13 protein-coding genes are annotated in these 14023 nt (G+C 64.0%); 8 read left to right on the top strand and 5 right to left on the bottom strand.

Translation table 11 applies throughout. The annotated features are described in order from the left end of the window. Window positions 1–12: 12 nt before the first annotated feature. Complete coding sequence (locus A5906_RS09340) at window positions 13–1515, bottom strand: DUF4153 domain-containing protein (RefSeq protein WP_080135243.1); 1503 nt, start codon at window positions 1513–1515, stop codon at window positions 13–15. A 189-nt stretch (window positions 1516–1704) separates the two neighbouring features. Between A5906_RS09340 and A5906_RS09335 the strand changes: the two genes are divergently transcribed. After that, a complete protein-coding gene (locus A5906_RS09335; protein WP_080134901.1) occupies window positions 1705–3048 on the top strand; it encodes a glycoside hydrolase family 3 N-terminal domain-containing protein in 1344 nt (447 codons plus the stop codon). 98 nt (window positions 3049–3146) lie between these two features. Here A5906_RS09335 and A5906_RS09330 read toward each other — a convergent pair whose 3' ends face one another. The 3 genes from A5906_RS09330 to A5906_RS09320 form a co-directional block, all read right to left on the bottom strand. Beyond that, window positions 3147–4766: an ABC transporter substrate-binding protein gene (locus A5906_RS09330; protein WP_080134900.1), complete on the bottom strand. Its 1620-nt coding sequence runs from the start codon at window positions 4764–4766 to the stop codon at window positions 3147–3149. Window positions 4767–4860: 94 nt separating this feature from the next. Beyond that, complete coding sequence (gene hydA, locus A5906_RS09325; RefSeq protein WP_080134899.1) at window positions 4861–6315, bottom strand: dihydropyrimidinase; 1455 nt, start codon at window positions 6313–6315, stop codon at window positions 4861–4863. Window positions 6316–6410: 95 nt separating this feature from the next. Next, the gene (locus A5906_RS09320; RefSeq protein ID WP_136615082.1) at window positions 6411–7019 is read right to left on the bottom strand and encodes a TetR/AcrR family transcriptional regulator; all 609 of its coding nucleotides are present in this window, start codon (window positions 7017–7019) and stop codon (window positions 6411–6413) included. 102 nt (window positions 7020–7121) lie between these two features. Here A5906_RS09320 and A5906_RS09315 point away from each other — a divergent pair, with 102 nt between their 5' ends. From A5906_RS09315 to A5906_RS09290, 6 genes are all read left to right on the top strand, one after another. Beyond that, window positions 7122–7817, top strand: coding sequence for a PspA/IM30 family protein (locus A5906_RS09315; RefSeq protein WP_080134897.1), 696 nt, complete (start codon window positions 7122–7124; stop codon window positions 7815–7817). A 40-nt stretch (window positions 7818–7857) separates the two neighbouring features. Further along, complete coding sequence (locus A5906_RS09310; protein WP_080134896.1) at window positions 7858–8133, top strand: YiaA/YiaB family inner membrane protein; 276 nt, start codon at window positions 7858–7860, stop codon at window positions 8131–8133. A gap of 228 nt (window positions 8134–8361) precedes the next feature. After that, window positions 8362–9423 carry an amidohydrolase family protein gene (locus tag A5906_RS09305; protein ID WP_080134895.1) on the top strand — a complete coding sequence of 354 codons (1062 nt, stop codon included), beginning with the start codon at window positions 8362–8364 and terminating at the stop codon, window positions 9421–9423. Between the two features lie 70 nt (window positions 9424–9493). After that, the gene (locus A5906_RS09300; protein ID WP_080134894.1) at window positions 9494–10606 is read left to right on the top strand and encodes an amidohydrolase family protein; all 1113 of its coding nucleotides are present in this window, start codon (window positions 9494–9496) and stop codon (window positions 10604–10606) included. Between the two features lie 7 nt (window positions 10607–10613). Further along, window positions 10614–11027: a Rieske (2Fe-2S) protein gene (locus A5906_RS09295; protein ID WP_080134893.1), complete on the top strand. Its 414-nt coding sequence runs from the start codon at window positions 10614–10616 to the stop codon at window positions 11025–11027. 173 nt (window positions 11028–11200) lie between these two features. Further along, complete coding sequence (locus tag A5906_RS09290; protein WP_080134892.1) at window positions 11201–11407, top strand: hypothetical protein; 207 nt, start codon at window positions 11201–11203, stop codon at window positions 11405–11407. A gap of 32 nt (window positions 11408–11439) precedes the next feature. Here the strand turns inward: A5906_RS09290 and A5906_RS09285 are convergent, their stop codons facing one another. Then, complete coding sequence (locus A5906_RS09285; protein WP_080134891.1) at window positions 11440–12285, bottom strand: SDR family NAD(P)-dependent oxidoreductase; 846 nt, start codon at window positions 12283–12285, stop codon at window positions 11440–11442. Between the two features lie 186 nt (window positions 12286–12471). Between A5906_RS09285 and A5906_RS09280 the strand changes: the two genes are divergently transcribed. Beyond that, the gene (locus tag A5906_RS09280) at window positions 12472–13968 is read left to right on the top strand and encodes an aldehyde dehydrogenase family protein (protein ID WP_080134890.1); all 1497 of its coding nucleotides are present in this window, start codon (window positions 12472–12474) and stop codon (window positions 13966–13968) included. Window positions 13969–14023 lie beyond the last annotated feature (55 nt).

The raw sequence follows: 14023 nt of genomic DNA, 5'->3' as shown, positions 1-14023 counted from the left end.
GAATCTCTCCGCTCATCCTGCCGGCGAAGTGCTCGGCGGGCTCTTGGCTTGCGCATCCAGTCTGCGTTGCAGCCGCCAGCTCCGAAAGCCCCAGGCCCGCCACGTCAGGTCCTGTCGTTGACCTTCTACAAGCCGATCCCGACGTCCCGCAAGACAGTAATCGCCGCCGCGCAGTGCGATGACCTTGTCGATCGCAGGCAGCGCCTGCGGGCCCAATGTGAGGAGGTAGTTGGCATCGATCTTCACGCCGTTTCCTCCCATTTCACTGCTGTGCTTCAGATTGTAGTCGGCAATGAACGCATCGAAGTTCACCAGCGAGGCACTGTAGAGCGCAATCGTCAACGCGATCAGGTTGGCGCAGACGAGCCACTGGTTGGATCGGTTGAGCGCGATGCGGGCGACGATCAGGATCAGCCCCAGCGCCACCAGTCCCATCCAGATGAAGGCCGCAATCCGCCAATAGGTCAGCATGTAAATGCCGACATAGAGATCGAGCCGTAGGATCGAGGAGGCGACCAGCAGCACGTTCTGCCCGACCCAGAGATAGACCAGCAGCCGGATCACCTGCGATTTCTCCGCCGGCCCGCCGGGCCGCATCGCCACCAGCACGAAGGCCGCGGCGAGCAGGGCGGTGACGATCAGCGGATAGGCGCCGCGATGCGCGTAGGCCGCATAGGTCATGTTGTCGGGCAGGGCCACGTGACCCCAGAGATAGATGCCGTCGAGAATGGACTGCGCCGCGAACAGCAGGTTGAACAGGGTCAGCGAGCGCAGGATGGTGGAGGGGCCAAGAAACTCCGCCGAGACTGGAGGCGATAACGGCGGCGGCACAGGGCCATCGGCCCCTGTGGCGGTGACCATCGTCTTGCGCCGCCAGCGCACATGGATGAAAGGCCAGACCAGCGCCAGCATCGTGATCCAGAACAGAACGCGCCGCACGCTGACATATTCGAAGATGACCTTGGGATTGAGCAGGGACATCCACTGCTCGATCACCGGATTGGCCGCCGCGAACAGCGCGACGAACACAGTGCCGAGCGTTACCGGCAACAGCCACAGTGCGATACCGCGGGTGAAGGCCGACATGTTGAAGATCTGGAGCGCCTCGGGGACGAGCCGGAAGGGACCGAACAGGACGAAGTTGCGCAGTGCGCGAGCACGGTCGGCGAGCTCGGCGGTCTCCGGATTGGTCGTGAGCAGCAGCGCAATCGTCAGCGATGCGACGAGGACCAGGAAGGACAGTGTGTTGAGCTCCTCGACGGCTGGCACGAGGCCGGCAACGAGAACGGCTGCGCCAATCCCCGTGCGTCGCAGATCGAGTGACGCTTGATTGAACAGCACCGACGCGCAGGCGATCGCGAACGCGAACAACGTGAGCGACAGTCCGATCCGCTCGCCATAGAGCAGCCAGTCGGCGAGCGCGGCCAGTGCCAGCGCGCAGCCAAGCTTGGCCGGAATCGAGGAGTTTTTGTCCGGCTGGATGTCCGCTGCGATCGTCGAAGCCAGGCTCGTCATGTCCAGAACACCTTTCGTGATGGGTGGCATCACGAAGTCTGAACGGCGTCTGTGCAGACGGCGGGATCATCGTCTGCACGGTTTCAGGAGTCTTTTGCAGTTTTCGTGCAGGCGCGCTTTTGCCTCTCGTACAGCGCAAATCGCTTTGATAGGTGCGAGGCATTCGCCACTCCCTGCGCGTGACGCATCATGCAATTCCTCCGCCATATCGCTCTCATTCTGCTCTGGCTGGCCGCGCCGGTCCTTGCATTCGCGGCCGCGAACAAGAACGATCCTTATCTGGTCCCGCTGCGCGGCGCCGGAAACATCGTGCTCGTCGTTGCAAGCGTCGCGATCGTCATCCTTCTGCTGCGCAGAGGTCGCTGGCACACCATCGCCGGCAAGCTGCTCATCATGCTCTGGTGCCTGCCGCCGCTGCTGATGTCTGCCGCGCATCTGAAGTTCGAGCTGCGCAAGCGCGATGTCCTTGGCGCGAGCGCGACGGAGGCGCGGCAGCTCGGACCTCACTTCATGGTCGGCTATTCCTCCTTCCCCGAGGTCGCGCGCCTGGCCGAGCAGGGCCTGATAGGCGGCATCTACGTCACCCGGCACAACATCCGCGGCCGGAGCATCGAGGCGCTGCGTGCCGAGATCGCAGCGCTCCAGGATAAGCGCCGTGCGGCCGGCCTGCCGCCGATGGTCGTCGCTGCGGACCAGGAGGGTGGGATCGTCGGGCATCTCGCGCCGCCGCTGACAAAGATGCCGGCGCTGGCGACGCTCACCGGGCTTGCGCCGGATGACCAGCAGGCCAGGGCCGAAGAGTTCGGCCGCATCCATGGCCACGAGCTCGCGAGCCTCGGCGTCAACCTCAATCTCGCGCCCGTGCTCGATCTCAAGCCGCCGCAGCGGCGCAATCGCCTCGATTTCCATACGCTGATCGGCCAGCGCGCGATAGCCACCGATCCTGTCGTCGTCAGCACGATTGCGAGTGCCTATGTGCGTGGTCTGGAAGAGACAGGCGTCGGCGCCACGCTGAAGCATTTTCCCGGGATCGGCCGCGTGCGCACCGACACGCATCATTTCGGTGCCAGTCTCAACACGCCGGTGAAGGAGCTGGAGGCAACCGATTGGCTGCCGTTCCGCGAGGTGCTGTCGCATTCGCGCAGCGCCCTCATGGTCGGCCATGTCAGGCTCACCGCCGTCGATCCCGACCGCGCCGCCTCGCATTCAAAGCTCGTTGTCGACGGGATCATCCGCGGCAAATGGGACTATCAGGGCATGGTGATGACCGACGATCTCGTGATGGGCGCGATCTACCAGAACGACGTCTGCAAGGCCGTCGTCGAGGCGATCAATGCCGGTGTCGATCTGCTGCTGGTCGCCTATGACGGCGCGCAGTTCTACCGGGTGTTTGCCTGCGCCTTGGAGGGATCGCGGCAGGGCAGGCTCGATGCGGCGATGCTGCATGCGAGCGCCGCGCGGCTCGAGCGAGGCTTTCCCACCGCGCAGGCGCGCGCCTCTTCGGGCGCAATCAGCATCGTCCGTCGGAACTAAAGCGCGATGAGACTTGGATGAATCGTTATCGCGCTTTACGTCGTTGTCTAACGCATGATCTTTTCCGAAAACCGCTTCGCACTTTTCCGGTTCATGCTTTAGCCCTTCGAGAACTGGCGGTAGTCCGGTTCGCGGTGAAACCAGAATTCGTAGCCGCCGACGTTCTTCTGCATGGCGACGTCGTGGATCGGCTGGTTGAGCGGAATGACGGGGACGTCACGCATGCAGAGCGAGATGAAATCCTTCACGCATCTGTCGTACTCTGAGGCATCCGTAGTGAAGCGCGCCTTGTCGATCAGCGCGTCCATCTCCTTGTTCTGGTAGGAGGAGATGTTGAAGATCGAATTGTTGCCGTGGAAATTCCAGTAGAAGTAATATTCGGGATAGTCGAGCCAGCCGCTGAAGCGGTTGAGCGCGAGCGGCAGCTCCTTCTTGTTCAGCGTCGTGCGCCAGTTCGCGCCGGGGATTTTTTCGATTCCCGTCTTGATGCCGATCTTGGCGAGGTTCTCCTGGATCAGGATGGCGGTCGGCTCACCGACGGTGGCCGTGCCCGTGTCCAGCGACAGTGTCGTCTCCAGGCCGGATTCGAATCCTGCTTCCTTCATCAAGGCCTTGGCCTTGTCGAGATCGGTGACGTAGGGAAACGGCTGCGGCCAGACCGGCTTTGAGACGTCGGCCGCGCCGCCATACATGGGAACGGCGCGGCCGAAGAAGGCGCTGGTCTGGATCTGCTCGTAGGGCATGGCCCATGCGATGGCCTGGCGTAGCTTGGCATTGTCGAACGGCGGCCTCGCGGTGTTCAGCGCCACGTACCAGAGCGCGTTCGGGATCGGCACGCCCGAGACCTTGACCTTGCCTTCCTTGATGAGCTGCTCGAAATCGCGCGGCGCAAAGCCGCTGGAAATATCCGCATCGCCGCGCTCCAGCATGGCGCGACGGGTGCCGGCGGAGGGGACGTCGCGCGCGATGACGCGCCTGACCTTCGGCAGCGGCCCGCTCTTCCAGTCGTCGAAGCGCGCCAGTATCGTCTCGCTGCCCGGCTTCCAGCTCTCGATCTTGTAGGCGCCGCCGCCGGCCTCGTTGTTCTTCAGCCACGCCAGCGCCCACGGGTCTTCCGGCGTCGCGTTCTTCCTGGCGAGCTCGGAATTGATGATGAAGGGCACGACGACGGCGACGTTAAACAGCAGCATCTTGTCCTTGCGGACATAGTCGATGCGGAAGGTGTGGTCGTCGACCACCACGAACTGCTCGGGCTTCTCCAGCGATCCCGCCGACATCTGGAAGGTCGGGAAGCCGCCGACCTTCACGGCGCGATCGAACGACCATTTGACATCCTTGGCGGTAACTGGCGTGCCGTCGTGGAATTTCGCGTCCTTGCGCAAGCGGAAAGTGCAGGACATGCCATCAGCCGCGACCTCCCAGCTCTCGGCGAGTTCAGGCGCGAGCCTCTCACGGTCGTATGACGTCGTCCCATCGGGCAGTGTTTTGGAGGCGTAGGTCAGCAAGCGGTCGTAGCAGTTCCAGGAGAGACCATTGACGGTCTGGTTGGAGCCGACGCCCTGCATGTCCAGCGAATTCGGCCCGAGCTCCTGCACCACCAGCAGCGTCTCGCTGCGCCCCTGCGCCGGGGCGAGAGACGGAGCAAATGCTGTCATTCCGGCGCCGAGGCCGCCAAGCACCACATTGCGTCGGCTGATGTCCAAAGGTGATGCGCTCATCGGTGCCTCTTTTGCGAGAAATCTGCGATACAAAGAGGCAAGGCGTGTGCCATCGGCGCGCTTCACGGTGTCACACGCCTTGCGCTCGATCGTGCTACGGCGTGACCGCTCCGCGTGCGACCGCGCGCGGGGCGGTCAGCTCTTTCCAGGTCGAATTCGCAACGTGCACCGGCGAGAAAGCCGGACGCTCGACATAATGCCCGTCGCCTGCCTCGGCGCGCAGATCGCCGTCCTTCCAGACGATACGGCCGCGCGACAGCGTCGCCGCCGCTCCGCCCGTGCAGGCAAAGCCTTCGAACACGTTGTAATCGATCCGGCTCATCTGCCGCTTGGCGCTGATGGTCTTCGTCGCCTTGGGATCCCACACCACGACATCGGCATCCGAGCCGACGGCGACCGCGCCCTTGCGCGGATAGATGTTGAGGATGCGGGCGATGTTCGCCGAGGTCACCGCGACGAATTCCTCTTTTGTCAGCCGCCCCGTGGCGACGCCCGCGGTCCACAACAGTGAGAGCCGATCTTCGAGGCCGCCGGTGCCGTTCGGGATCTTCCTGAAATCGCCGAGCCCGAACCGCTTCTGCTCGGTGGTGAAGGCGCAATGATCGGTTGCGACCACCTGCAGTGAGCCGGCTTGCAGGCCGGCCCAGAGGCTGTCCTGATGCTGCCTGTCGCGGAACGGCGGCGACATCACGCGCTGGGCGGAATGGTCCCAGTCCTTGTTCTGGTACTCACCGGCATCCAGCAGCAGATGCTGGATCAGCGGCTCGCCGTAGACCCGCTTTCCCGCCGCCCGCGCCCGCGCGATCGCCTCATGCGCCTCGCGGCAGCTGGTGTGCACGATATAGACCGGCGTGCCGGTCATGTCGGCGATCATGATGGCGCGGTTGGTGGCTTCGCCCTCGACCTCCGGCGGCCGCGAATAGGCGTGGCCCTCCGGGCCGGTGACGCCGCGCGCGATCAGCGCCTCCTGCATCAGGGCGACGACGTCGCCGTTCTCGGCATGGACCACAGGCATGGCGCCGAGATGCGCACAGCGCGCGAACGAGTTGTAGAGCTCGTCATCGTTCACCATCAGCGCGCCCTTGTAGGCCATGAAATGTTTGAAGGTGTTGATGCCGTAGGTTTTGACCACGGTCTCCATCTCGTCATAGATCTGCTTCGACCACGACGTCACCGCCATGTGGAAGCCGTAGTCGCTCGCCGCCTTCTCGGATTTGTGCCGCCACTCCTGATAGGCCGCGAGCATGGACTGGCCGGGATCGGGCAGGCAGAAATCGACCACCATCGTGGTGCCGCCGGTCAGTGCCGCCTTGGTTCCCGATTCGAAATCGTCGGCGGTCACCGTGCCCATGAACGGCATTTCGAGATGCGTGTGCGGATCGATCCCGCCCGGGATGATGTAGGCGCCGCCGGCATCGATGATCTCGGTGCCTGTGGGCGCCTCGATCGACGGGCCCACCGCCACGATGGTCTCGCCGTCGAGCAGCACGTCCGCACGGCGCGAATGATCGTGATTGACGACGATGCCGCCGCGGATGAGGAGGGGCATGAGAGACTCCGGGGAGAGGTGAGGGACGGCCCGAAAGCTAAGCGCGGCACTGGCGATGCGACAGGCGAAATTTTAGTCAGTCGCCGCCGATCTTTTTACTCCGTCCGCGCGACCAGCCCGTCGATCATCGCGCGGACGAGGTCCGCGATCTCCTTGCGAAGCGCCGGCAGGGGAACGGCGACCAGCTTCTGCTCCAGCCCTAGCGCCACCATGCCATGCACGGCCGAGAACAGGCTGCGTGCGGTGATGCCGAGGTCCTCCTGACTGCGCTTGGGAAACAGCAGCGCCAGCGGATGATAGATGTGACGGAACAGCTGCAGCTGGTCGTTGACCGACCAGTCGGGCAGGATCTTGTCGGCCGCCATGCGGTGCTCGAACAGCGCGCGCCAGAGCTCGAGGTTTTCGGCGGCGAAGTCGCAATAGGCAATGGCGATGCGGACCAGCGTCTCCCGTGGCGAAGGCTCACCGGTGCTTTCCGCCGTGCTGAGTGCTTCGTCGAGGCGAAGCAATGTGCGCGAGCCGACGCGCAGGACGAGTTCGTCCACATCGGTGACGAGATTGTAGACCGCGCCATTGGCGCAGCCGATCGCGCGGGCCAAATCGCGGGTTTTCAGACCCGCCAATCCCCGCTCAGCGATCATCCGCTCGGCTGTCTGGATCAGGTCGGTCCGAAGTTTCGCTCGACGTTCCAAGGCCTTAGTCATCAGCAACCAATTTTTTGAGCATCGCTCAAATTTCGATTGAACGATGTTCAAGTTTCCTGCTACAAAGCATATGTGAGCAACGCTCATAACAGGGAGCCGAAGATGTTCAAGACCGTCGTGACACTTTTCCGCGGCAGCGTAGCCGCCGCAGGCGAGGAGCTGGAGGACCGTACGGCCCTGCTGATCCTCGATCAGCAGATGCGCGATGCCGCCGCCGCGGTGGAGCGCAGCAAACGGACGCTGGCGCTGGCGATTGCGCAGGACCAGCAGGAGGGCCGCAAGCTCGAGGCGACCTGCGTCCGGATCGCCGATCTCGAGACCCGCGCGGTTGCCGCGCTCGATGGCGGCCGCGAGGATCTCGCCAAGGAGGCCGCCGAAGCCATCGCGGGCCTCGAAGCCGACCGCGATGCGGCGATGACGGCTCGCGCGCTGTTCGCGGCCGAGATCGCCCGGCTGAAGCGCCACGTCGCGACTGCGCAGGCCCGCATCACCGAGCTCGATCGCGGCCGTCGCCTCGCCCGTGCCTCGGAAGCGGTGCGCTCGCTCCGCCGCAGCGGCATTGAGGCGGCACGTCCCTATGAATCCACGCTGCCGGAGGCCGAGAGCACCTTGAGGCGTCTGCGCGAGCGTCAGATGGAAGCCCAGGCTGCCGACGACGCGCTGGTCGAGCTCGATGCGGCGACCGGGCCGCTCGCGACCGCCGAGAGACTTGCCGAGCAGGGTTTTGGCCCCCGGCTCAAGACGACCGCCGACGACGTGCTGGCGCGGTTGAAGTCCAAGCGCACCCAGACGGCCTGAACTCGGATTTCATCATCATTCGAACCAACAGGAGACCATCATGAACCAGAACGGCCAGCCCCATAGCAGCGCCTGGATCACCTTCACTTACGTGTCCTTCGCGGCCTCCGCCTTCCTGGTCGCCGTCGGCATCTTCTTCCTGCCGATCGATCTCTGGATGAAGGGCTATCTCACCATGGGCGTCGTGATGCTGATCCAGACCTGCATCACCCTGACCAAGACCGTGCGCGACAATCACGAGAGCAGCCGGCTGGTGAATCGCATCGAGGATGCCAAGGCCGAGCGGCTGCTGATGGAGGTCTCCAAGGCGGCTTGAGGCAAGAGCGCCCGGAAGTGCGCAGCGGCTTGCAATCTGACGCGGTGGGTGCCGGAACATCCACCGCGTGCCTGATCCGCATATCGCGATTGCGAAATGCAACCGAGCCATGACGTATCGCGCGGGTGCGCGCGCTTGCGTGGCGGCGCCGACCGGCGCAGTCTACGGAGGCGGCGCGAAGAACGCCGCCAGCAAGGACTGCACGAGGAAGCTCCGAGGAAACCTTCAATGGTGGCGACGCGGATCGACTGCGACATCCATCCGGCGGTTGGTGGCACGCGTACGACGCTGCTTCCCTATCTCAGCGATCATTGGAAAGAGCAGGTGGTGAGCCGCGCCATCGACGGGCTCGATCTCACCTCCTATCCACCAGGCATGCCGCTTTCGGGCCGCGCCGACTGGCGACCGGCGGGTGGTGCCAAGCCCGGCTCCGATCTCGCCATGGTGCAGAAGGGCGCGTTCGATCAACTGGGTTCCAGCCACGCGATCCTGAACGTGCTCTATGGCGCGCAGGCCGTGTTCGACGCCTATATGGCGGCCGACTTCTGCAAGGCCATTAATGACTGGATCGCCGCCGAGTGGCTGTCGCGCGATCCGCGCCTGCGCGCCTCCATCGTGGTGCCGATGCAGGCGCCGGATCTGGCGATCGAGGAGATCGAGCGCCGCGCCGGCGACCACCGCTTCGTCTCCATCCTGGTGCTGGCGCAAGGCGAGACGCTGCTCGGACGGCGGCACTTCTGGCCAGTCTATCAGCTCGCGGAAAAGTCCAAGCTGCCGCTCGCGATCCACGCCGGCACGCAATATCGGCAGGCACCGAGCTCGGCCGGCTGGCCCTCGCATCGCTACGAATATTACTTTGTCGAGGCACAGGCGTTTCAGGCGCAGATCCTCAGCCTGATCTACGAAGGCGTGTTCGGCAAGTTTCCGAACCTCAAGGTCGTGCTGATGGAGTCGGGCGTCAGCTGGCTGCCGGCCTTCATGTGGCGCGCCAACAAGACCTGGCGCGGCGTGCGCGTCGAGGTGCCCTGGGTCGAGCGCGAGCCGGCCGCGATCATCCGCGAGAATTTCCGCGTTACCATGCAGCCGTTCGATGCGCCGGGCGATGCCAAAAGCGTCGAGGAGATCATCGACCAGATCGGCTCGGAAAAGATGTTCTTATTCGCATCCGACTATCCGCACTGGCAGTTCGACGGCGACGATCCGATCCCGCCGAACTTGCCGAACAGCCTGATCGCGAAAATGTGCGTCGACAATCCGCTGGAGACGTTTCCGCGGCTGTCGATCAACTAGCGCATGATCCGGAAAGTGGGAACCGGTTTTCCGACGAGATCATGCGCAAACAAAGAGCTTGGAGGTTCGCATGAGTGAGGTCATCGACCGTCCGCTGCGTGATGATGAGAAGCCCGCCGCTTCACGGCTGCGCATTGTCGATTGCGACGTGCATCCGAGCCTGCACTCGGTCAACGACCTGAACGAGTTCCTGCCGAAACGCTGGCAGCAGCATTTGAGGGAATATGGCAGCCACCTGCGCACGCCTTATCTCTTCACGACGCCCTATCCGCGCTCCTCGCCGCTGATTGCACGGCGCGATGCCTGGCCGCCGACTGGCGGGCCGCCGGGCTCGGATCTCGCCTTCATGCAGAAGCAGCATCTCGATCCGCTGGACGTCGAGTTCGGCATCCTGCAGGTGCTCGATCTCTTCATCTTCTCGCAGCAGAATCTCGAATTCGGCGCCGCGATCCAGCGCGCGATCAACGACTGGCAGCTGGCGTTCTGGTCGCACCGCGATCCGCGCCTGAAGGCCTCGATCCTGGTCGGGCAGGATGGGGTGGATCTCGCCATTGCCGAGATCGAGCGCTGCGCCAGGATCGGTGAGTACATCCAGATCAACGTCTCACCGCGCGCCAACGAGCCGCTCGGCCGTCGTCGCTACTGGCCGATCTACGAGCGTGCCGAGGCGCTCGACCTGCCCCTCGGCATTCATGTCGGCGGCTATGGCGGCCACGCGCCAACCGGCGGCGGCTGGCCGTCCTATTATGTAGAGGAGCACCAGTCCAATGCCCACACCATCGCGGCACAGCTTGCGAGCCTCGTCATCGAGGGCGTGCCGGAGCGGTTTCCTAAGCTGAAGATCGTCTTCATCGAAGGCGGTTTCGGCTGGATTCCCTCGGCGGTGTGGCGGATGGACCAGCATTTCGAGCGCTTCCGCAGCGAGGTGCCGCATCTCAAACGCAAGCCGTCGGAATATGTCCGCGAGCATTTCTGGTTCACGACCCAACCGATCGACGAGCCCGACGAGGCGCGGCACCTGCGCGCGCTGATCGAATGGGTCGGTGTCGACCGTCTCCTGTTCTCATCGGACTATCCACACTGGGACTTTGACGATCCGCGCTTCGCCTTCAAGACGCCGCTGACGGAGGTGGAACGGAAGAAAATCTTCAGCACCAATGCCCGCGCGGTCTACAAACTCTGAGCCCAGCATGGCCCGGCACATCGTCGCCACCACCTCGGAGATCCCGCCCGGCGGCAATAAGGTCGTCGATATCGCCGGCCGCGACATCGTCGTGTTCCACGTCAATGGCGAGTTCTTCGCGCTGCTGAACCGCTGCCCGCACGAAGGCGCGCCGCTGGAGAAGGCGGCTTGCGTGGCGCGCCTGACCTCGCCCGAGCCCGGCGTCTATGAGCGCTCGCGCGTCGGCGAGATGCTGCGCTGTCCCTGGCACGGCTGGGAATTCGACATGCGCAACGGCCAGTCCTGGTTCGATCCCAAGCGTGTCAAGATCCGGTCATATCCGGTTGCGGTGGAGCGCGGCGCGGAACTGCAGAAGGGTCCTTATGTCGCCGAGACGTTTCCGGTGCATGTCGAGGATAGTTACGTGATCGTCGAGGTGTGAGGCCACCCTCCGGAGCGATGCGAAGCATCGAATGCGGAATCTCGAGATTCCCCGGTGCGCAATTGCGCACCTGAGGTCTGGTCCTTCGGACCATCCCGGAATGACTGATCACGCATTGAGATTCCACCGCAGGTGCGATATGGCTCTCGCGCTTTCAGAGGCGGAGACGAGCTTTGTCGAAACAATCCCTGCGTGAAGAGGCCGAGCGCCTGATCCGCGAATCGATGGAAAAGAAGACCATCGTCGTCAAGCAGGGCACGACCCGCATCGAGGCGGTCTGCGGCAAGTGCGGCGCGCCAAACCGGGTTCAGGCGGAAAAAGGCCAGACCCGCGTCAAGTTCGCCTGCAAGAATTGCGGGCACAGGCAAGAGACGCTTTAGCTTTCTGCACCTCTCACGAGAGTGGTGCAAGCCTACTCCCCCTTCACGAACGTCGCGAACGCGTCCGCATAATCCGGATGCCAACGCGACAGCGGCGGACGGTTCTCGACGATATCGCCGGCGGCCCAGAGCATGCGCTTCTCGTCGAGCGCGCGCGGCACGTCGTTGTCCGGGCACAGGATGTAGAAGTCGCCGGCATCGAGCCGCGCCAGCATGAAATCCACGGTCTGCTCCGGCGTCCAGGCGCCGGCCGGCTTTTCGGTGCGGCCCTTTGCAGTCAGGCCGGTGAACACGAAGCCGGGAATCAAAAGATGCGCGGTGATGTGGCAATCGCTGGTATTGCGCAGCTCGTGCTGCAGCGCCTCGGTGAACGCCTTCACGCCGGCCTTGGAGACGTTGTAGGCGGGATCGCCCGGCGGGGTGGTGATGCCCTGCTTGGAGCCGGTGTTGATGATGAGGCCGGCTTTGCCGCGTGCGATCATGCCCGGCGCGAAGATGCGCGAGCCGTTGATGATGCCCCACATGTTGACGCCGATGATGCGCTGCCAATTGTCGGGTTCCGCAAACAGCGTGCTGCCCGGCTGAATCCCCGCATTATTCATGAGGAGGTCGGTGCCGCCGTAATGCGCGCCTACGGCGCGTTCCAGTTCCCTCACGCTCTCGGCGCGGCTGACATCGACGGCGAAGGTCATCACATCTGTGGCGGACGTGATAGATGACAGTTTTGTTGCAGCCTCTGCCAGCCGCGCCTCGTCGACATCAGCGATGCACACTTTCATGCCGGCGCGCGCGAAAGCCATGGCGGCAGCAAATCCGATGCCGGAGGCGCCGCCGGTGATCACGGCAACATTGTCCTTGATGATGGCAGGATGTGGCATGGCTCGTCTCCGCAGCAAGGGGCTCGGTCGAGCTATAACATGGCGCTCGCGCGACCCTGCACAAGTCGGCATGGGAGGTCTTCGTTCCACGCCGCCTTTACGCCCCTCCGGCACCGCTGTATTCTTACCGACCTAACGGTCCCACCGAGATCGAACCCAATCAACGATTTGACAGGGAGTGCAGCCATGGCTGTGTCGCAGGCGATTCCGATCACGCGCCACCCGTTCGCCAACGGGTCCTACAAGCAGATGCTGATCGACGGCAAGTGGGTGGACGCAGCCTCCGGCAAGCGCTTCGAGACCCGCAATCCAGCCACCGGCGAGCTGCTCGCGACGGTCGCCGAGGGCGACAAGGAAGACATCGACCGCGCGGTCGCCGCCGCTCGCCGCGCTTTCGAGGGCCCGTGGAGCAAGGTCAAGCCGTTCGAGCGGCAGAACCTGCTGCTCAGGCTCGCCGACCTCGTCGAGAAGAATTTCGACGAATTGTCGCAGCTCGACACGCTCGACATGGGCGCGCCGCTCAGCCGCACCCGCGCCTATCGCCTGCGCGCCATTGGCATGCTGCGCTACTATGCCGGCCAGACCACGGCGATCCACGGCGAGACCATCGAGAACTCGCTGCCCGGCGAGATCTTCTCCTACACACTGAAAGAGCCGATTGGTGTCGTCGGCGCCATCATTCCCTGGAACGGCCCGCTCAGCGCAACGATCTGGAAGATTGGGCCTGCGATCGCGACCGGCTGCACCGTGGTGCTCAAGCCCGCGGAAGAAGCGCCGCTGACCTCGCTTCGCATCGCCGAACTCGCAATGGAGGCCGGCATTCCGCCCGGGGTCGTCAATGTCGTGCCCGGCTATGGCGAAACCGCGGGCGCCGCGCTTGCCTCGCATCATGACGTCGACAAGGTCGCCTTCACCGGCTCGCATGTCACCGGGCAGTCGATCATCCGGGCGTCGGCCGGCAACCTCAAGCGCGTCTCGCTCGAACTCGGCGGCAAGTCTCCGGACATCGTGTTCGCGGATGCCGATCTCGATGCCGCCGTGCCGGGCGCGGCGATGGCGGTGTTCGCCAATTCGGGGCAGATCTGCAGCGCCGGCACGCGGCTGTTCGTCGAGCAGGCGATCTACGAGGAGTTCGTCGGCCGCGTCGCCGAGTTCGGCAAGAAGCTGCAGGTCGGCAACGGCCTCGATCCCAACGTGCAGATCGGCCCGCTGGTGTCCGAGCAGCAGCTCGAGCGCGTCACCGGCTATCTCGACATCGGCCAGAGAGAAGGCGCACGCGCGCTCGCCGGCGGCGGCCGCGTCACGGAAGGGGCGCTGTCGAAGGGCTTCTTCGTCTCGCCGACGGTGTTTGCGGGCGTGCAGGACAACATGCGGATCGCACAGGAGGAGATCTTTGGCCCCGTCATCTCCGCCATCGCGTTCAAGGACATGGACGAGCTCGTCAAGCGCGCCAACAACACCACGTTCGGCCTCGGTTCGGGCTTGTGGACGCGCGACGTCACCAAGGCCCATGCGGTCGCGAAGAGGCTGCGCGCCGGCTCGGTGTGGGTGAACTGCTACCAGGCAATGGATCCGGCGGTGCCGTTCGGCGGCTACAAGATGAGCGGCTACGGTCGGGAATCCGGCAAGCAGCATGTCGAGGAATATCTCAACGTGAAGGCCGTCTGGATCAAGACGGCGTAACGCGTATTTCCTCCCGCGTTCCGCGGCAGGGAATATCGACTTTTTGCAGGGGCGG

Source organism: Bradyrhizobium sacchari, assembly GCF_002068095.1.
GTDB lineage: Bacteria > Pseudomonadota > Alphaproteobacteria > Rhizobiales > Xanthobacteraceae > Bradyrhizobium > Bradyrhizobium sacchari.
The sequence above is the reverse complement of the archived record's forward strand: the minus strand, read 5'-3'. Positions and strand labels throughout refer to the sequence as shown.